Genomic DNA, 18,483 nt, shown 5'->3' on the forward strand with positions numbered 1-18,483 from the left:
GTGAGGAGGACGACGAATGGCACAACGTGCGAGCGACGGGACGGCCAAGAAAGGCGGCCTGTTCGACGACCTGTCGATGGCGCAGGTGATTGCCGGCGCGCTTGCCGCGGTCACGTCCATGCTGCTTGCATCCCAAATTGGCATTTACGGCTCGGTGATCGGCGTGGGCGTGGGCTCCGTCGTGTCGGCCGTCGCGTCGCAGCTGTACAAGAAGTTCCTGCAGCGTTCGGCTGACAAGCTGCGCGATTTCGCACCGGGCGAGACGCTGTCGATGACGAAGACGGAGGCGGTGAAGGACGGCGACGAGGGCGGCGCGGCATCGAACGAGGATGCCGGGAAAACGTCGGTGCTGCCGGCCGACGGCCGCACGGCCGTGCTGAAGACGGCGCCCGTCGAGGTGGGCCGCACGCCGCGCCTCGACGACGCCGCGCAGGAAGGCGACGTCACCGCGCGGCGCGCGCTTGCGCAGCGCGACCACAAGAAGCGGGTCAAGCGCGGCGTGCTCATCGTGTCCATCGTGTCGGCGCTTGCGGCGGTGGCCGTCTCGGCCGTGGTCATCTACGCGGTGTCGGCCGGTCAGGGCGTGGGCGTGAAAACCGAGCCCATCATCTCGACGTCGCGGTCGCAGCCGTCGAACGACAGCGGCACGACGGACTCGTCCGCCGACAAGGGGAGCTCGTCGAACTCGTCCGATTCCAAGGACAACGCGACGAACGATTCCTCGAAGGATACGGGCAAAGATCAGGGCGACCAATCGGGATCGAACGCGGACGGCTCGGGGTCGAACTCGGGTTCCGGGTCGGGGTCGGGGTCGACGTCGGGCGACGGCAGCGGGTCTTCCGGCTCGGGTTCGGGGTCGGGATCGGATTCCGGGTCGAGTTCGGGCAGCGGCTCGGGCGATACGTCCGACGGCGGCAGCGGCGGTACGGGCGGCAACCTGTCCGACGGCGGATCGACGGGCAGCGGCTCGGGCAGCAGCGGCTCGGGGAGCGGCTCGAGCTCGGGTTCGGGCTCGAGCTCCGCATCCGGCACGAGCGCGAACACGTCGAGCAGCACCGGCACCGCCGGAACGGCCGGCACCGCCGCAGCCGCGGCCGCCACGGCTGCGGCGACGTCCTAGCGGCAGCCCGCGCGCTATACTGGTCTCCATGGAATTCGGCATCACCATACCCTTGCAGCGCCACCTGCGCCTGCCGCGACCCGCGTACGGCGAGGTGGACGACCTCGCCTTCTGCTGGGAGGCGCATCGCGTGCTGCTCGGCGGCGCCGACGTGCTGCTGCTCGTGAACGCGAGCAACCGGTTCGCGGCGTTCGCGTGCATGCAGCCGGGCGATTGGCGCTGCTGGCAGGACACGGCGCTCGCCGCGCTGCGCGCCGCGCTCGCGGATGCGGGCTTCGATGCGCCGACGATCGATGCGTACCTGTTCTTCGGCGGCGCGCCCGCAGTGACGCGCACGCACGGGCGGCGTCCCGTGGCGTTCCTCAACGTGCTCGTGGAGAAGCTGCTGCCCCTTCCGCTCTCCCTCGACGCGCGCGAGCCGTTTCCGCTCGAGGCGTGCCGCATCGCGAACGAGCAGCTGCGCTGCAAGGCGGCCGGCTTCGAGGGCCTCGGTCTGCCGAGCGAGCGCTTCGCCGCCGACCTCAAGCGCTTGGGGATCGATTCCCCGGCGTAGGCGCATGCGTGCGGGCGTGCGGGCGTGCTACCATGGTCGCCGACAGAAAGGACGGTAATGGCTGCAACGGGCGCGGGCGACTCCGCCACCTCAAAACTGGAACTCATCATGGGCCGCGAGGGCCTCTCCCGCCTGGCGGCTTCCACCGTCATGGTGCTGGGCGTGGGCGGCGTGGGCTCGAACTGCGTCGAAGCGCTCGCGCGCGGCGGCGTGGGCCGGCTGATCGTGGTCGACCACGACGTGGTGCAGGCCAGCAACATCAACCGGCAGGCCATCGCGTTTCGCAGCACCATCGGGCGCAAGAAGGTGGACGTGGCGCGCGGCATGATCGCCGACATCAACCCCGACGCGCAGGTGGAAACGCTCGACGAGTTCATCCTGGCCCAAAACGTGCCCGCGTTCCTCGAAGCGCACGCGCCGCGCGTGGACTACGTGGTGGACGCCATCGACACCATCTCGGCGAAGCTGGCCATCGCGCAGTACGCCGACGCGCACGGCGTGCGCCTCGTCAGCAGCATGGGCGCCGCGAACAAGCTGCGGCCCGACTGTTTCCGGTTCGCGGACGTGTACGACACGGTGAACTGCCCGTTGTGCCGCATCATGCGCAAGGAGGCGCGCAAGCGCGGTATCGGACGCTTGCGCGTGCTGTACTCGTGCGAGCAGCCGGTGGCGGTGCCCGTGCGCGAGGGGGCGGAGCGCCGCGAGCGGTCGAACCTCGGCACCGCGTCGTTCGTGCCGCCCATCATGGGGCAGATGATCGCCGGCGAGGTGCTGTGCACGCTGGCCGGCGTGGACGTGGGCGAGGGGCGCGGGCGATGAGACGGCCGGAGGGAGAGGCCCCCGTGCGCCTGTTCGACATGCACTGCCACCTCGACTTCGCGCCGGATGCCCGTGCGGCGGCGGATGCGATGGCGGCTGCGGGCCTCGGTGCGTTCGCGACCACGGTGACGCCGACGGGCTTCGAGCGCGCCTCCGCGCTGTTCGCCGGTTGCGAAAACGTGCGCACGGGACTGGGGCTTCATCCCTGGTGGCTGGCGGACGGTCGCTGCGGCGAAACGGATGTGGAGGAGTTCGTGCGCCTGGCCAAGACGACGCGCTACATCGGCGAGGTGGGGCTCGACTTCGGCAAGCGCTGCGAAGGGTCGGGCGACGCGCAGCTCGCGGCGTTCATGCGCATCGCCGCCGCGTGCGCGGACGGCGGACGGCTGCTGTCGCTCCACGCGGTGAAGGCCGCAGGATGCGTCCTCGACGTCCTCGAGCGCACGGGCGCCCTCGCGTCGAACGCGTGCGTCTTCCACTGGTTCTCGGGCACCTCCGACGAACTCACGCGCGTGATTCGCTCGGGGTGCTTCGTCTCGGTGAACCCACGTATGCTCGAGACGAAGCGCGGCCGCGCGTATGCGCAGGCCATTCCGGAGGATCGGTTGCTGCTGGAAACCGACATGCCTCCCGAGGGCGCGTCCTACGACCCCGCGACCGAGCTTGCCCGTCTCGAGCGCCTGGTCGCCGACCTCGCCGGCCTGCGCCGCGCCGATCCCCCCGCACTCGCCGCGCACATCGCAGACACGAGCGCGCGGCTGCTGCAGCTCCCCTAGTCTCACCGTTTCCCCACGGGGCCTTCACGGGTTGGCCTGCGGGGCCGCGCGGCCGTCGGCGTTGCGTATGGTGGAAGCACGATGCGACGGCGAAGGAGGCGGGCGGCACCATGTTGGAAAGCACCGTGCACGACGTGGCGCTCGTGTTCGAGGGCGGCGGGATGCGCAACTCGTATTCGGCGGGCGCGGTGTCCGTCATGCTCGAGCAGGAGCTGTTCTTCAACGACGTGTACGGCCTGTCGGCCGGCGCCACCAACGTGATCGACTACCTCTCGCGCGACGCGAAGCGCGCGGAAGCGTCGTTCACCACCTGTCTCGACGGCCTCGATTTCCGGCGGTGGCTGCTGCCGGTCATCGGCGCGGACAGCTTCGGCGCCGTGGTGCGCGGCGACGGCCTGGCGCACGAGGGGTGCGCGCTGCCGTTCGACTTCGCCGCCTTCCGCGCGAATCCGGCGCACGCGACGCTGCAGGCCATCGAGCGCGACACGGGCGCCACGGCGTACTTCACGCGCGACGACTTCCCCACGCAGGCTGCGCTCATGGAGCGCGTGCGCGCCTCGTCGAGCTACCCCATCATCATGCCGCCTGCCAGCATCGACGGCCATGCGCTCTACGACGGTGGCATCGGTCGGGGAGGCGGCATCATGGTGCCGCGCGCGCTGGACGACGGGCTGCGGAAGTTCTTCGTCGTGTGCACGCGTCCGCGCGGATTCCGACGGCCCACGCGTCCGAAGCGCTTCTACGACGTGTTCTTCTGGCGGCGCCCGTTCATGCGCGCGGCGCTGAACACGTGGAGCCAGCGCTACGACAACGAGCTCGACCGGCTCGACCAGCTTGAGGCCGAGGGACGCGCCTACGTGTTCTACGCGAACGACCAGGGCGTGCGCAACACCGAGCGCGACGAGCGCAAGCTGGCCCTCAACTACGAGCGCGGTCGCCAGCAAGCGCGCTCCGAACGTGGGGCCTGGGAGCGATTCCTGGCCCGCTGATGCCCTCGGTGCTCTATACTTTAACAAACCTATCAGGCACGACCGATGCGAAGGGGGCCCTGTGGCCGCAACCGTCAAAACGCTTCTCGAGAACCATGGCGAACTGTATTGGGGCACGCGCAAGGCGAATCCGGGCTACTGCTACGGGCTGTCGCTCGACGTGGGCGAAGACGGGCTTGCCGCGCGTGTCGTGTACGTGATGAGCGACCTCGACGACAACGACGAGCCGCTCGTGACGCCCGAGATGCTCGTGGCGTGCTACCGCGTGGAGGACCTCGAGCCCAACGGCATCGAGCTGAGCGACCTCATGGACGACGACCGCCCCGACACCGTGAAGGGCTGGTACTGCGTCGAGGAGTCGTTCTTCCCGCACGACCAGGTGGAGGCGTTGCAGGCCAGCAGCGACGCGCACGACTACTACCTGGAGATCATGCTGCGCATCCTGACGATCTCGCCGGAAGAGGTTGCCGAAGGCATGCCCACGCTCGACGAGCTCACCTTCTTCGATTTGCTGGAAGAACTCGAGGGCATCGCCGAGCGCATCGACCGCGGCGAGCTGAGCCGCCCTCTGCCGTTTGGGTTCCGCCTGGTGGGCGACGCGCTGTTCGGCTGGGAGTTCGCCGACGAGGCCGACTACCGCGCCTAGGCCGCAAGGGGAGGGGTTCAAGGTGCCGATCATACGCCTCGACGGGTTGGACGACCCGCGCCTTGCCGTGTACTCGGGCATGACCGATGCGCAGCTGCGCGATTGCACGGATTTCGAGCACGGCTTGTTCATCGGCGAATCGCGTAAGGTCATCGAGCGCGCGCTGGCCGCCGGCGTGCGGCCGCATTCGCTGTTCATGGAGGAATGCTGGCTCGAGCAGACCATGCCGCTCGCCCTGCGCCTGTGCGCCGCCGACCCCGCCTTCCCCGTGTTCGTGGCCACGCGCGAGCAGTTCCGCGCGCTCACGGGCTACGAGGTGACGCGCGGCGCGCTGGCCGCCTTCGAGCGCCCCGCCCTTCCGAGCGTGAGCGAGCTCGTGGCGAACGCGCGGCGCGTGGCCGTGCTCGAGGACATCACGAACTACACGAACATCGGCGCCGTATTCCGCTCGGCCGCCGCGCTCGGCATCGACGCGGTGCTGGTCACGCCCTCGTGCCACGACCCGCTGTACCGTCGTGCCGCCCGCGTGTCCATGGGCGCGGTGTTCCAGGTGCCGTGGACGCGCATCGGAAGCGAGCGCGCCTGGGCCGCCGAGGGCGTGCCCCTGCTGCGCTCCCTCGGCTTCGCCACCGCCGCGCTCGCGCTGTCGGACGACGCCCTGTACCTGCACGACGAGCGCCTGCGCGCCTGCGATCGCCTGGCCCTCGTCCTGGGCACCGAAGGCGACGGCCTGGCCGCCTCCACGATTGCCACCTGCGACTACACCGTGAAGATCCCCATGGACCACGACGTGGACTCCCTCAACGTAGCCGCCGCCAGCGCCGTAGCGTTCTGGGAGCTGCGCACGAAGTGGCGGTAGGAATCACTCCAAATCCAAGCCCGCGATGACCTGCTTCAGGGCCTCGGCGGATGCCCTCAGGCGCGCTTGCTCGTCCTCGGACAAGGGGGTGGGCACCTGGTACTCGATGCCGTCCTTGCCCACGACGGCGGGCATGGAAAGCACCACGTCGTGCAGGCCGTGCACGCCGTGCTGGCAGTTCGACACGGGCAGGATGGGCTTCTCGTCGCGCACGATGGCCTCGCAGATGCGCTTCACCGACATGGCGATGCCGTAGTACGTCGCCTTCTTCTTCGCGATGATCTCGTAGGCGCTGTTCTTCACGTCCTCGGCGATGCGCTGCATGGACTCGTCGTGATCGAAGTGCCCGCGCAGCTCGCAGAAGTCGTTCACGGGAATGCCCGAGACGTTCGCCGTGCTCCACGCCGCAATCTCGCTGTCGCCGTGCTCGCCGATGATGCGCGCGTGCACGTTGCGCGGGTCGACGCCCAAGTGCTCGCCCAAGATGTACTTGAAGCGCGCCGTGTCGAGCACCGTGCCCGAGCCGATGACGCGGTTGTCCGGCAGGCCCGACAGCTTGAGCGCCACGTGCGTGAGGATGTCCACGGGGTTCGACACCACCAAGAGGATGCCCTGGTAATCGCGCTGTTTGATCTCGGGGATGATGGACTTGAAGATGCGCACGTTCTTGTGCACGAGGTCGAGCCGCGTCTCGCCCGGCTGCTGGTTCGCGCCGGCGGTGACCACGATGATGGCCGCGTCGACCGCGTCGTCGTAGGTGCCCGCGTAGATGTTCATGGGCGCGGCGAAGGGCATGCCGTGCGCGATGTCGAGCGCCTCGCCCTCGGCGCGGGCGCGATCGACGTCGATGAGCACCATCTCGGTGAACAGCTCGCTTTGCATGAGGGTGAACGCGGTGGCCGACCCCACGAACCCGCATCCGACGATGGCGACCTTGCGGTCGTTGATGGCATGTGTCATGTGCTTCCTTCCGGAGAAGCTGCTGGCAGGTTGAGCATCGAACCTACTGCATGCGGGCAGCGCCGTCAAGTCGCGGGAAGCGCGATTCTAAAACCACTTGAGTTTCTTCAACGCCAGCAGCAGCGCCGCCAGCACGACCACCGTCAAGCCGGTCACGATGGCGAACCCGTAGGGGAGTTCCGCGAGCGGGATGCCCAAAAGGTTCATGCCGAAGAACCCGCCCACGATGGTGGGCACGCACAGCACGAGCGTGATGGTGGCCACCAGCTGCATGGTGTGGTTCAGGTCGTAGTCCATGATCAGGCCGAAGTGGTCGATGGTGGAGTCGAGTATCTCCGAATAGAGGTTCGTGGTCTCGAGCGCCTGGCGGTTTTCCACCACCACGTCGTCGAAGCGCTCGAAGTCTTCCTCGCTGTACGAGGGGGTCATGCGTCGCTGGTAGCGCTCGAACACGCCGTTGTTGGTGGCGAGCGACGTCTTCATGTACACGAGCGAGGCGTCGAGCGAGTACAGCTCCTCGAGGTCGCCGCGCGTGGGTTTCGTGGTGACCGCGTTCAGCTCGATGCGGCGGTGGTTGAGCGTTTGCAGCAGCGCGAAGTACACGGCGGAGGACGCCATGAGGATGTCGCAGGTGAAGCCCTTGATGTCGCCGGTGTCGTGCAGGCCGCGCGCCGTCATGAGCCGGGCGACGATGGGAACCTTGTACACCGAGCACACGGACACCACGTGGTCGCGTGTCTCGAAGATGGCGATGGGGATGGTCTTGTAGCTCAGGTCGCCGAGCGATTTGTCGCGGATGGGCGTGTCGACGATGAACATCGTGTACGCGGGGCCCGTCTCGATGCGCGACACCTCTTCCAGGTCGAGCGGGGCGCGCAGGTCGTCGGCGTCGATGGCGAAGCGCTCCGCGACGTCGGCCAGCTCCTCCGCCGTCGGCTCGAAGAGCGCGATCCAGCAGCCGGGTTGCTCGGTGTCGAGCTTCGTCAGCGAGCGGGACTCCTCGTCGGTGTGGAAGAATTCGATCATGGATGCACGTCGCTTTCCGTTCGATGCCCGAGGGGCGCGGATGCCCCGGTCTTTTTCGCTGCGCTTATTCTATACTAAGAGGCTCGCAGGGCAGTTCGCTCGTATGATGCAAGGAGGGGCCATGGCCGTGAATCGTCAGAAGCTCAAGCTGCTGTACCTCATGCAGATGCTCGAGGAGGAAACCGACGCCGAGCAGGGCCTCACGATGGCGCAGATCCTCGAGCGGCTGGAAGCGCTCGGCATCTCGGCCGAACGCAAGTCCATCTACCGCGACATCGAGGCGCTGCGCGCGTTCGGCGTGGACGTGCGCACGTACCAGCGCGCGCCCGTGGAGTACGCCGTGGAGCAGCGCGCGTTCGCGTTCTCCGAGCTCGTGCTGCTGGTGGACGCCGTGCAGAGCTCCCGGTTCCTGACGCAGCGGCAAAGCGATGCGCTTGTGGAAGGCGTGCGGCAGCTGGCTTCCACGCGGCAGCGCGCGCTGCTCGACAAGCGCGTGCACGTGGAGGGCCGCATCAAGATGCAGAACGAGTCGGTGTTCTACAGCGTCGACCGCATCCAGGAGGCGCTTGCGGCGAAGCGCAAGATATCGTTCACCTACTTCAAGTACGACGCGAAGAAGCGCAAGGTCCAGCAGCACGGCGGCGCGCGCTACGTGGAGACGCCCGTGCAGCTCGTGTACGCGGAGGGGTACTACTACCTCGTGGTGTTCAACGAGAAGCACGACGACTTCGCGAACTACCGCGTCGACCGCATGGGCGACATCGAGGTGCTTGACGAGCCGGCGCTGAAAAACGAGCGCATCGCCACGTTCGACGCGCGCACGCTGGAAAGCCGCGCGTTCGGCATGTACAGCGGCGAGGCCGTGTCGGCGACGCTGCTCGTGGACGAGGGCGCCATGGGCGCGGTCATCGACCGCTTCGGCAAGGACGTGGAGTCGATGCCGGCGGAGGAGGGCGAGGCGCGCGTGTACGCCGTGGTGATGAAGAGCCCCGTGCTGTTCGGCTGGATCGCGCAGTTCGAGGGACGCGTGCGCATCGAGAAGCCCGCCTCGCTCGTGCGCGCGTATCGCGACTATCTGGAGAACCTGCTCGCCGCCTACGAGTGAGCGCGCGGGGCGGGGGCGTCGGCCTTGTCGCGTCGCGTCGCCTCAGACGGCGCGCGGCAGCGACCAGAGCGCGCGGTTGCCCAGCAGCAGCAACCCGCCGTCGTCGAGCACCGCTTCCGCTTCGACGAGCAGGTCGTTCTCGTCGGTGCTGAACACGAGGTCGGTCAGCCGGCGCCCGATGGCGTACGAGCAGGGCCGAAAGCTCTCCCAGCGAAACGTCGACCCGAACAGGGCCGTGGGCGCGCCGGTTTCGATGCCGTCGAAGCTCAGCGCGATGTGCGGCTCCCGCATGACGAACGCGGTGACGTCGCACGCCTCGAGCCGAAGGATGAGGGGCGCCCCTGCCAGGTAGTCCCGCGTGCTCTCGTCCCACAGCGTGAGCACGTCGGCCACGTACGCCCCGACGACGGAGCGCGCGTGGCGCTTGTTCTCCTCGGTGAGCCCGCGCGCGTCGTCGAACCATCGCTGGTACACGTGCGCGAACACGGTGGCGGCGTCGAGCGGGCGCCGCAACGCGGCGGGGCGGGGTGAGGGCTGCATGGGCATCTCCTAGCGTGGTGGGCGGTGACGTCTCGCATCATAGTGGGTAACGGCTTGGCCGCCTGTCCTTCAATCGGGACATGCCGCCGTCTTTGGTCTACGGTTGCTGCTCGTTTTTCCTGCGGGCGTTGCTTGTTGACCGCCGCGAGACGATCCGTTGCGCTAGAATGGCGCTCGGGGAATACGTTGGGAAGCCTGCGGGCTTCGCCTGGGAATGGATGGAGAACCATTGGCCAAGCTATCGATAGCGCCGCGGTCGCGCGATGACGCGCGAATCGACGCGCGTTTGGACCAGTTCGCGCGTCGCGTCGAAGCGACGCCGCCGGGCATGTGCCCGCTGGCCGTGCAGCTGAGCATGCTGCGCACGAGCGGTGCGCAGACCTGCGGAAAATGCGTGCCGTGTCGCGACGGCATCCCTCAGATGGCCGCGCTGCTCGAGCGCATCGTGGCCTGCGACGCCGACGAGGCCGTGCTCGAGCAGCTGCGCCTGCTCGCCGAGATGGTGCGCGACACGTCCGACTGCGCCATCGGCTACGAGGCGGCGAACGGCGTGCTCGACGGCCTCGAGGCGTATGCCGACGAGTACGCGAGCCACCTGGAAGCGCGCACATGCCAGGCGGGCATCGGGCAGACGGTGCCGTGCGAGACGCGGTGCCCTGCCCACGTGGACGTGCCGGCCTACATCGCGCTCACGGCGGCGGGCGACTACGCCGGGGCCGTGAACATGGTGCGCAAGGACAACCCGTTCCCCACGGCCTGCGCGTTCGTGTGCGAGCATCCCTGCGAGGAACGGTGCCGCCGCACGCTCATCGACGCGCCGCTCAACATCCGCGGCATCAAGAAGTTCGCCGTCGACCAGATGCCGGCCGATCAGGTGGCCCCGCCCGTGCACAGCGTTGACACCGCGCGCACCGTGGCCGTCATCGGCGGCGGGCCGAGCGGGCTCACCTGCGCCTACTTCGCCGCCCTCATGGGGCACCGTGTGACGGTGTTCGAGGAGCGCGCGCAGCTGGGCGGCATGCTGCGCTACGGCATTCCCGCGTACCGTTTCCCGCGCGAGCGCCTCGACGAGGACATCCGCGGCATCCTGAACGCCGGCACCATCACGGCGCGCTGCGGCGAGCCCGTTGGCGCGCACGAGATGGCCGAGATCGCCGACACGTACCACGCCGTGTACGTGGCCGTGGGCGCGCAGACGGGCAAGACGCTGCGCATCGAGGGCGCGGACGCCGAGGGCGTCATGTCGGCGGTCGACCTGCTCGGCGCCATCGGCGACGGCGCGTACCCCGACTTCACGGGCAAGCGCGTGGTCGTGGTGGGCGGCGGCAACGTGGCCATGGACTGCGCGCGCACGTCGGTGCGCGCGGGCGCCGACGAGGTGTCGGTGGTGTACCGTCGCCGCAAGGACGACATGACGGCGCTCGCGGCCGAGGTGGAAAGCGCCATCGCCGAGGGCGTGGAGATGATCGTGCTCGAGGCGCCGGAGCGCATCGAGGTCGACGAGCGCGGCCATTGCACGGCGCTCGTCACCCGTCCGCAGATGATCGGCCCCGTGCGCGGCGGCCGTCCGGCGCCGGTGGCGGCCGACAAGCCCGAGCGCCGCATCGAGGCCGACCTCATCCTCATCGCCGTGGGCCAGAACGTCGTGTCCGGCCCGTTCGAGGAGTTCGGCATGCGCACCACCTGGGGCTGTTTCAACGCCGACGAGCATCTGACGGCCGAAGGCTTCGACAACGTGTTCGTGGGCGGCGACTGCCAGACCGGCCCCTCGACGGTCATCCGCGCCATCGGGGCGGGCAAGGTGGCGGCGCGCAATATCGACGAGTTCCTGGGCTACCATCACAAGCTGCCCTGCGATATCGCGGTGCCCGCGCCGTTGCCGAACGACCGCACGCCGAAGGGGCGCGTGGAGATCGTTGAGCGGCCCGCGCGCGAGCGCAGGAACGACTACGGAAGCGTAGAAACATCGATGAGCCGCGAAGAGGTCGTGCAGGAGTGCGGGCGCTGCCTGCGCTGCGACCACTTCGGCTGCGGCGTGTTGGAAGGGGGCAGGCACCAGTATGCCTAGCATCGCGATTGACGGCGTCGTCCTCGACGTAGCCGAGGGCACCACCATCGTGGAGGCCGCGCGCGCGGCCGGTATCCGCATTCCCACGCTGTGCTACCTGAAGGAGCGCAGCGCCATCGCCTCGTGCCGCGTGTGCGTGGTGGACGTGGAAGGCCTCGACCACCCCGTGCCCGCGTGCGCGACGCCCGTGCAGGACGGCATGGCGGTCACGACGAGCTCGCCGCGTCTGGACGCGTACCGCAGGGTCGCGCTCGAGCTTATCGTGGCCGATCACGGCCTCGATTCGACGAACTACTGCTTCTCGTGCAACAGATGCGGCGCCTGCGAGCTGCAGGATCTCTGCCGTGAATACGGCGTGCTCGAGACGCCCTACGAGGCGGCGCAGAAGCGCGAGCCCGTGCGCGACGCCAACCCGTTCCTCAGCTACGACCCCAACCTGTGCATCCGCTGCCAGCGCTGCGTGGGCGCATGCAACGACGCCGCGGGCAACCATACGCTGCGTACCGGCAAGCGCGGCGTGCGCACGCTCATCGACGCGCCGTTCGGCGACGATTGGCGCGCCACCGACTGCGAGAGCTGCGGCACCTGCGCGCAAGCGTGCCCGACCGGCGCGCTCACCGAGAAGCGCCGCGCGACGTACCGTTCGTGGGAGACCGAGCGCGTGCGCACGACGTGCCCCCACTGCGGCGTGGGCTGCCAGCTCGACCTCGTGGTGAAGGACGGCCGCATCGTGGACGCCGAGGGCGCCGACGGCCCCTCGAACAAGGGGCTTTTGTGCGTGAAGGGGCGCTCGGCCAGCTTCGACTTCGTCGACGCGCCCGACCGCCTGACCACGCCGCTCGTGCGGAATCCGGAGAGCGGCGAATTCGAGCCTGCCACCTGGGACGAAGCGCTCGACCTCGTGGCGCGCCGCTTTGCTGAGCTGCGCGACGAGCACGGCGGCGAGGCGTTGGCCGCCTTCGCCTGCTCGCGCTCCACGAACGAGGACATCTATCTGTTCCAGAAGATGGCCCGAACGGCGCTCCAAACGAACAACGTGGACTGTTGCGCGCGTGTTTGACACGCCCCCACGGTCGCCGGTCTGGCGACCATGCTTGGTTCCGGTGCGATGACGAACTCCATCGAGGACGTCACGCGCCAGGCGGACGTCATCATGCTCGTGGGCTCGAACCCCGAGGAGGCGCACCCCGTCATCGGCATGCAGCTGCGCGCCGCGGTCGAACGCGGTTGCCGGCTCATCGTGGTCGACCCGCGCGACATCGGGTTGGCGGCGCAGGCCGACATCCATTTGAAGCTACGGCCGGGCACGAACGTCGCGTTCGCGAACGGCATCGTGAACTACCTTATCCAGCACGAGCTGTACGACGAGAAGTTCGTGCACGAGCGTACCGAAGGCTTCGAGATACTCGCGGCCACGGTGCGCGACTGCACGCCCTCGTGGGTGGAGGACGTGTGCGGCATCGACCAGCGCGACCTCGTGGCTGCGGCGAAGATGTACGCGTCGGCCGATGCGGCCGCCATCGTGTACTGCCTCGGCGTGACCGAGCATTCCACCGGCACCGACGGCGTCATGGCGCTGTCGAATATCGCGATGATCGCCGGCAACCTGGGCAAACCCGGCGGCGGCGTCAATCCGCTGCGCGGTCAGAACAACGTGCAGGGCGCCTGCGACATGGGCGCCGGTCCCGACGACCTGCCCGGCTATCAGAAGGTGGCCGACCCCGAGGTGGTGCGCCGCTTCGAGAAGGCCTGGAGCGCCACGCTGCCGCGGACGCGCGGCGTGAAGGCCACCGAGTGCTTCCCGGCCATGATCGAGGGCGGCATCAAGGGGCTCTTCCTGTTCGGCGAGGACCCGGTGCGCACCGACCCCGACACGGCTCACGTGATCCGCGCGCTCGAGGCGCTCGAGTTCTTCGTGGTGGACGACCTGTTCATGACCGAGACGGCGAAGTACGCCGACGTCATCCTGCCCGGGCGCAGCTACGCCGAGAAGGAGGGCACGTTCACGAACACCGAGCGTCGCGTGCAGCGCGTGCGCAAGGCGGTGGACGGACCTGCGGGAGCGCGTCTTGACACCGAGATATTCACCGAAGTCATGAACCGCATGGGCTACCCGCAGCCGCCGTTGACCGCGGCCGAGGTCATGGACGAGATCGCGGCCGTCACGCCCACGTACGGCGGTATGAGCCATGCGCGCCTCGACGGCGCCGCGGCGGCGGGCCGCGGCCTGCAGTGGCCGTGCCCGAGCCCGGAGCATCCCGGCACGCCCATCCTGCACATGGGCGAGTTCGCCCAGGGCCTCGGCGCGTTCTCGACGCCCGACTACCAGCCGTCGGCCGAGCTGCCCGACGAGCAGTACCCGCTCGTACTCATGACGGGCCGCGTGCTCTACCAGTACAACGCGCGCGCCATGACGGGGCGGACGGAGGAGCTCGACGAGATGGCCGGCCAGTCGTTCATCGAGCTCAATGCCGGCGACGCGGCCGCGCTCGGCATCTCCGACGGCGACCGCGTGCGCGTCGCGTCGCGTCGCGGCGTCATCGAGTCGACGGCCCGCGTGTCAGGCAAGACGAACCCCGGCGAGACCTGGATGCCGTTCCACTTCCAAGACGGCAACAGCAACTGGCTCACCAACGCAGCGTTGGACCGCGTCTCAAAAGCCCCCGAGTACAAAGTGTGCGCCGTAAGGGTGGAGAAGGCCGAGGAAGCGTAGGAGCCGTCGATGATCGAAATGGACGAAGCGTTCTTCGATCGAGTGTACGATCAGGTGCGCGCCGTGCCGTCGGGTACGGTGTGCACCTATGGCACCATCGCGCGACTTGCCGGCTATGAAGGCGCGTCGCGCGAAGTGGGCGTGGCTATGAGCAGGGTGCAGAGCGCGTGGAACCTGCCGTGCCATCGCATCGTCAACGCCAAAGGCACGTTGGCTCCCTCGTATGCGTTCGGCGGCAAAGATCGACAGCGCCACGTGCTCGAAGACGAAGGCGTGACGTTTATCGACGACGACACCATCGACATGGACAAGCACGTCTGGCCCCTCAGCGAGCGTCCCCGTCAGATGAGCTTGTTCGACTGATCGCTGCGCGCGTCGCATCTCCCAGATTTCCAAAACGTTTCAATGCGATGGGGCTTTCTTGGAGTTGATCGGCGTGCGTTGACGGGGCGGGTGATATTCGTGGATGATCGTTGCGACACGTACGGACGCATCGGTGAGGAGCAGCACATGACGAAAACGCGCATCGGCATACTGGGATACGGCAACCTTGGCAGGGGCGTTGAGCTGGCCTGCCGTCAGAACGACGATTTGGAGCTGACGGCGCTGTTCACGCGCCGCGACCCGGCGCAGCTGAAGCCGCTGACCGAGGGCGTTGCCGTGTACGCGGCCGACGACCTCGCCGCGCATGCGGGCGATATCGACGTGCTCATCCTGTGCGGCGGCAGCGCAAACGACCTGCCCGAGCAGACGCCGGCGTACGCGGGCCTGTTCAACGTGGTGGACTCGTTCGACACGCACGCGAACATCCCCGCGCACTTCGCCAACGTCGATGCCGCCGCACAGGCGGGCGGCAAGGTGGCCGTCATCTCGGCCGGTTGGGACCCGGGCATGTTCTCGCTCGCGCGCCTGTACGCGTCGAGCGTGCTGCCCGAGGGACGCGACTACACGTTCTGGGGCCGCGGCGTCTCGCAGGGCCACAGCGACGCCATCCGCCGCATCGACGGTGTGGCCGACGCCCGTCAGTACACCGTGCCCGTCCCCGCGGCGCTCGAGGCCGTGCGCAACGGCGAGAACCCCGAGCTCACCACGCGCCAGAAGCACACGCGCGAGTGCTTTGTCGTGGCGAAAGAGGGCGCCGACCAGGCTGCCATTGAAAAGGCCATCGTGGAGATGCCGAACTACTTCGCCGACTACGACACCACGGTGACGTTCATCTCGCAGGAGGAGCTCGACCGCGACCATGCCGGCATTCCGCACGGCGGCTCGGTCATCCGCTCGGGCGCGACCGGCGAGAACGGCGAGCACACCCACGTGATCGAGTACTCGCTCAAGCTCGACTCGAACCCCGAGTTCACCGGTAGCGTGCTGGTGGCGTGCGCCCGCGCCGCGCATCGCCTGAGCCAGGAAGGCGCCGTCGGCTGCAAGACGCTGTTCGACATCCCGCCGGCGTACCTGTCCGCCGAAAGCGACGAAGACCTGCGCGCCCACCTGCTGTAAGCGTTCCGCGCTAGCATCGAGCGCGCTCCCCGCGCGCCCCCCCCGACCCTGCGCCCGCCACCCCCGGCGGCCGCAGGGTCGCTTTGTGCTACACCTTGCGTGCTCGGGTTGCCAGCAGGCGGGCGAAGGCTCCGAGGCCTTCGGGCAAGGGGCGGTAGCGCTTGCCGTGCAGCCAGGTGCCGGCGGCGCGCAGGCCCTCGAGGTCGGAGGGGGCGCAGGTCAACAGGTTCTGCTCGCAGGTGAAGAAGCTGGCCTCCCAGCCCTCCCGCAGCAGGCCCTTCCGCTCGCCGAGCATGGCGCCGCCGTTGACGGTGTACGTTTCGAGCGCCTGGTAAGCCGAGAGCGACTGCTCCGGCACGGAGAACTCGCGCATGCCGCGCATCTGCAGAAACGGGTCCACCGACTGCACGGGCGAGTCGCTCGAGCCGCAGAGGGGCACGCCGGCCGCGGCGAGGCGGGCGAGCGGCACCTGCCGCGCGATCTGGTCGGCGCTCAGGTAGCGCTCGTAGCCGTGCAGGAAGCGCTGATCGATCCACGCGTAGCCCGGCTGCACCGTGACGAACGGCTTCGTGGCGCAGATGCGTTCGATGGCGTGATCGCTCGGGAATTCGCAGTGGTCGATGCGATGGCGTCCCGGCACGCCGTCGTAGATGTCCACCAGCTGATCGATGGCCGCCTCGCCGATGGCGTGGGCCGACACCATGAACCCGCGCGCGGCGAACCCCTCGACGGTGCGGCGCAGCTCGGCATCGTCGAAGTAGAGCGCTCCCTGCGTGCCGTCGAGGTAGGGCGACGCGAACGCTGCCGTGCGCGAGCCCACCGAGCCGTCGAGCTCCCACTTCATGCAGCCGCCCACGCGCGCCGCGCCCATGCGCCCCCGCACGGCTTCAAGCTTCTTCTCGTCCATGTACTGAGGAAACAGCCGCACGTCGAGGGGGAGGCGCTGCGCGATGAGCGCCGTGAGCTCGGCCATGCGGTCGCGCTCGCTGTCGTCGGTGCCCTCGAGCGCGCACACGGTGCCGATGCCGAACGCGGCGCACTCGTTGCACACGTGCGCGATGCCGCGTGCAAGCGCCTTCGGCGTGATGCTCGAGGCCAGGTGATCGGTGAACGCGCCCAGGTTGGCATCGTGCGCGGGGCCGGAAAACACGCCGTCGGGCGCGATGTCCTCAAGTCCCAAAGCCTCGAGCAGCGACGACGAGCACGAACCCGAATGTCCGTCGATGTTGATGACCCATACCTGCGCGCCCCTCGCCCACGCGTCGAGCTCGAAACGGGTGGGGAGCCGCCCTTCGTCCATGGCGGCGGCGATGAAGTTGCTGCAGATGAGCAGGCTGCCCGGCTTCGCGTCGGTCGCCAGCGCGCGAATCTTGCGCTCGGCGCCGGCCAGGTCGTGCGGCTCCACGCGGCCGTGCACGATCTCGCACACGGCTTCGCCCATGCTCGACAGCGCGATGGTGTCGAGCAGGTGCAGGTGCGCGTCGATGAACGCGGGGAACACGTGCAGGCCGCCCAGGTCCACCGTCTGCGCCGACGGGCATGCGACGGGCGTTTCGTCGAAGCCTGCGATCACGCCGTCCTCCACCGTCAGGGAGGTGCGAACGTCGTCCTCGCTCTCCATGGTGTGAAACGTCGCGTTGTGAAAGATGGTCTTCATGGCCGGCCTCGCTCCCTACAAGCCCACGGCGCTGCCGATGGCCATGAACAGGAACGCGGCTAGCACCGCCACCTGCATCGGCGTGCTGGCGAGCGCCTTCGGCAGCAGCAGCTTTCCGTTCGCGCGGCGGCAGCGGCGGAAGGCGGGCACCACCATGAAGGCCATGAGGATGGCGATGAGGCCGCCGGCCGTGCGCATGATGTCGAGGAATCCGCCCAGGTTGAGCAGCACGAGCAGCAGCGAGGGCAGCGTGGCGATCACCCAGCAGATGCGGCGGTTGAGCTTCGTCTGCTCCTCGATGATGTCGGACAGCGCGAGCGAGATGGACCAGTACGTGGTGAGCATGGCCAGCACGGTGAACACCGAACCCAGCACCTGCGCCCACAGCCCGATGCCCTCCGACCATCCGATCATGGCCAGCTCGGTGATGCGCGCGGAGCTTGCAAGTGCGCACGTGACGATGACCAGCACGAACATAAGGTTGAGCCCGAGGCCGATGAGGATGGCGCGCCGCACCTTCACGGGGTCGCGGTCGAGCCCTTCCACGGCCTGCGGCACGCTGAAGAAGGCGACGAACGAGAACATGGCCATGCCGAAGAACGCGAGCAGCTCGTTCGGTGCCCCGACGGTGCCGAGGGGCAGGGGGTTGTTCCAGTGGAAGAGCGACGCGCCGGCAAGCACCGCCACGATGGCGATGATGACGCTGACGGACACGGCCTCGCTTACGCCGAGCATCTTGAGCCCGAAGAACACCACGGCCGCGGCGATGACGTAGAACAGCAGCTGCGCGGCGAGCGGCGGCAGGCCCGCTGCGGCGAAGATCTCCGCGCCGCCGGCGATGTAGGCCGCGAGGTTCGTGATGAGCACGAGCGTGGTCAGGACGAACAGCCCCAGCACGAAGATGTTGCCGTGCTTGCCGCGGAACAGGTACGTGCGAAACACCGAGATGATCTGCGTGCCCTGCCCGCTGCCGATGGTGATTTCCGCCAGCATCATGTGCATGCAGTAGCTGAAGAAGAACGCCACGAGCATGATGACGAGGCTCGGCACGAGCCCGGCGCGGTCCACGAGGTAGGGCAGCGTCATGATGCCGCTTCCCACGCCGTATCCGGTGATGATGCAGGCGGCTTGCCAGACGGTGAGTTTCTCCAT

General features: G+C 68.4%; 17 protein-coding genes. 12 read left to right on the forward strand and 5 right to left on the reverse strand.

Annotation, left to right across the window (positions count from 1 at the left end; genetic code table 11):
• Window positions 1-16: 16 nt before the first annotated feature.
• The 7 genes from C1876_RS09530 to C1876_RS09560 all read left to right on the forward strand — a co-directional run bounded on the left by C1876_RS09530 (window position 17) and on the right by C1876_RS09560 (window position 5,762).
• Window positions 17-1,120, forward strand: coding sequence for a hypothetical protein (locus C1876_RS09530; RefSeq protein WP_114546498.1), 1,104 nt, complete (start codon window positions 17-19; stop codon window positions 1,118-1,120).
• 28 nt (window positions 1,121-1,148) lie between these two features.
• Window positions 1,149-1,673: a DUF6933 domain-containing protein gene (locus C1876_RS09535; RefSeq protein WP_114546499.1), complete on the forward strand. Its 525-nt coding sequence runs from the start codon at window positions 1,149-1,151 to the stop codon at window positions 1,671-1,673.
• A 57-nt stretch (window positions 1,674-1,730) separates the two neighbouring features.
• A complete protein-coding gene (locus C1876_RS09540; RefSeq protein ID WP_114546500.1) occupies window positions 1,731-2,492 on the forward strand; it encodes a tRNA threonylcarbamoyladenosine dehydratase in 762 nt (253 codons plus the stop codon).
• The gene (locus C1876_RS09545; RefSeq protein ID WP_114546501.1) at window positions 2,489-3,268 is read left to right on the forward strand and encodes a TatD family hydrolase; all 780 of its coding nucleotides are present in this window, start codon (window positions 2,489-2,491) and stop codon (window positions 3,266-3,268) included. The genes C1876_RS09540 and C1876_RS09545 overlap by 4 nt, the downstream gene beginning before the upstream one ends.
• 110 nt (window positions 3,269-3,378) lie before the next feature.
• A complete protein-coding gene (locus C1876_RS09550) occupies window positions 3,379-4,257 on the forward strand; it encodes a patatin-like phospholipase family protein (protein WP_114546502.1) in 879 nt (292 codons plus the stop codon).
• Between the two features lie 61 nt (window positions 4,258-4,318).
• Window positions 4,319-4,903 carry a hypothetical protein gene (locus C1876_RS09555; protein ID WP_114546503.1) on the forward strand — a complete coding sequence of 195 codons (585 nt, stop codon included), beginning with the start codon at window positions 4,319-4,321 and terminating at the stop codon, window positions 4,901-4,903.
• A 22-nt stretch (window positions 4,904-4,925) separates the two neighbouring features.
• On the forward strand, window positions 4,926-5,762 hold the full coding sequence (locus tag C1876_RS09560) for a TrmH family RNA methyltransferase (RefSeq protein WP_114546504.1): 837 nt from the start codon (window positions 4,926-4,928) through the stop codon (window positions 5,760-5,762).
• Window positions 5,763-5,765: 3 nt separating this feature from the next.
• On the opposite strand, the gene C1876_RS09565 is transcribed toward C1876_RS09560, so the two are convergent.
• Window positions 5,766-6,722: an L-lactate dehydrogenase gene (locus C1876_RS09565; RefSeq protein WP_114546505.1), complete on the reverse strand. Its 957-nt coding sequence runs from the start codon at window positions 6,720-6,722 to the stop codon at window positions 5,766-5,768.
• Window positions 6,723-6,809: 87 nt separating this feature from the next.
• Window positions 6,810-7,748, reverse strand: a complete 939-nt coding sequence (locus C1876_RS09570; protein ID WP_114546506.1) for a magnesium transporter CorA family protein — start codon at window positions 7,746-7,748, stop codon at window positions 6,810-6,812.
• Between the two features lie 121 nt (window positions 7,749-7,869).
• On the opposite strand from C1876_RS09570, the gene C1876_RS09575 reads away from it, so the two are divergent.
• Window positions 7,870-8,853, forward strand: coding sequence for a helix-turn-helix transcriptional regulator (locus tag C1876_RS09575; protein WP_114546507.1), 984 nt, complete (start codon window positions 7,870-7,872; stop codon window positions 8,851-8,853).
• A 42-nt stretch (window positions 8,854-8,895) separates the two neighbouring features.
• Here C1876_RS09575 and C1876_RS09580 read toward each other — a convergent pair whose 3' ends face one another.
• Window positions 8,896-9,393 (reverse strand): hypothetical protein, encoded by a 498-nt coding sequence (locus C1876_RS09580; RefSeq protein WP_244910099.1) that lies wholly within the window; start codon window positions 9,391-9,393, stop codon window positions 8,896-8,898.
• Window positions 9,394-9,607: 214 nt separating this feature from the next.
• Here C1876_RS09580 and C1876_RS09585 point away from each other — a divergent pair, with 214 nt between their 5' ends.
• The 4 genes from C1876_RS09585 (at window position 9,608) to C1876_RS09600 (ending at window position 15,674) form a co-directional block, all read left to right on the forward strand.
• Entirely contained in the window at window positions 9,608-11,461 is a 1,854-nt protein-coding gene (locus tag C1876_RS09585; protein WP_114546509.1) for an NAD(P)-binding protein, read from the forward strand.
• Entirely contained in the window at window positions 11,454-14,174 is a 2,721-nt protein-coding gene (gene fdhF / locus C1876_RS09590; protein ID WP_114546510.1) for a formate dehydrogenase subunit alpha, read from the forward strand. The genes C1876_RS09585 and fdhF overlap by 8 nt, the downstream gene beginning before the upstream one ends.
• 9 nt (window positions 14,175-14,183) lie before the next feature.
• On the forward strand, window positions 14,184-14,537 hold the full coding sequence (locus tag C1876_RS09595) for an MGMT family protein (protein WP_114546511.1): 354 nt from the start codon (window positions 14,184-14,186) through the stop codon (window positions 14,535-14,537).
• A gap of 147 nt (window positions 14,538-14,684) precedes the next feature.
• Window positions 14,685-15,674 carry a diaminopimelate dehydrogenase gene (locus C1876_RS09600; RefSeq protein WP_114546512.1) on the forward strand — a complete coding sequence of 330 codons (990 nt, stop codon included), beginning with the start codon at window positions 14,685-14,687 and terminating at the stop codon, window positions 15,672-15,674.
• 88 nt (window positions 15,675-15,762) lie between these two features.
• On the opposite strand, the gene C1876_RS09605 is transcribed toward C1876_RS09600, so the two are convergent.
• On the reverse strand, window positions 15,763-17,331 hold the full coding sequence (locus tag C1876_RS09605) for an amidohydrolase (protein ID WP_114546513.1): 1,569 nt from the start codon (window positions 17,329-17,331) through the stop codon (window positions 15,763-15,765).
• 15 nt (window positions 17,332-17,346) lie between these two features.
• On the reverse strand, window positions 17,347-18,483 hold the full coding sequence (locus C1876_RS09610) for an aromatic amino acid transport family protein (protein WP_114546514.1): 1,137 nt from the start codon (window positions 18,481-18,483) through the stop codon (window positions 17,347-17,349).

This window comes from Eggerthella sinensis, assembly GCF_003339815.1.
Lineage (GTDB): Bacteria > Actinomycetota > Coriobacteriia > Coriobacteriales > Eggerthellaceae > Eggerthella > Eggerthella sinensis.